General features: G+C 68.5%; 1 protein-coding gene. It reads right to left on the bottom strand.

From position 1 onward, the window contains the following. Nucleotides 1-7: 7 nt before the first annotated feature. Nucleotides 8-786 (bottom strand): IS5 family transposase gene (locus tag DS837_RS31860; protein WP_425599285.1). Its coding sequence is split into 2 segments (ribosomal slippage): nucleotides 8-477 and nucleotides 477-786, totalling 780 coding nucleotides; the frame shifts between segments, so codons are not numbered across the junction. Nucleotides 787-790: the final 4 nt, after the last annotated feature.

Genomic DNA, 790 nt, shown 5'->3' with positions numbered 1-790 from the left:
AGAGCGCCTAACAGAACCATTTCTGGACGAAGCGCCAGCAGATGAGGCTGGCAGCGATGTGGTGAAAGGCGGTGAAGATGTCGGCGCGCCGCTCGTAACGGACGGCGAGGCGGCGGAAGCGGGCGAACCAAGCGAGCGTACGCTCGACCACCCAACGGTGTCGGCCCAGGCGCTCGCTGCTCTCGATGCCGCGGCGGGCGATACGCGGAATGATGGCCCGCCGTCGCAGCGCTTGTCGGCAGAAGGCGAAGTCGTAGCCCTTGTCGGCGTGCAACTTGGCCGGTCGGCGCCGTGGCCGGCCCACACACTGGCGGATCGCCGGCACAGCATCGACCAGCGCCTCAAGCAGCTTGCTGTCGTGCCGGTTGGCCGACGAGCTCCTCAGAGCGAGTGGAATGCCGTTGGCATCGACGAGGATGTGCCGCTTGGAGCCCGGCTTGCCGCGATCCGTCGGGTTCGGGCCGGTCTCCTCACCCCCCTTTTTGCCGGAACGGCGGCGCTGTCTACCGCGGCCCGCTCCCAGTTGATGGCGTTGGCGTAGCCGAGCCGGTCGAGCAGCACGCGGTGCAGCCGTTCCCAGACGCCGGCTTGGTGCCATTCGTGCAGCCGGCGCCAACATGTCATGCCCGAGCCGCAGCCCATCTCCACCGGCAGCAGTTCCCAGGGAATGCCGGAGCGCAACACGAACAGGATGCCGGTCAGCGCCGCGCGGTTATCCAGCCGGGGCCGCCCGCCCTTCGGCTTGGGTGGCTCCGGCGGAAGCAAAGGCTCAATCAGCGCCCACAGGGCA

Origin of the sequence: Azospirillum brasilense (assembly GCF_008365405.1) — a bacterium.
Lineage (GTDB): Bacteria > Pseudomonadota > Alphaproteobacteria > Azospirillales > Azospirillaceae > Azospirillum > Azospirillum brasilense_D.
This window is presented reverse-complemented; position numbering and strand designations above follow the sequence as displayed.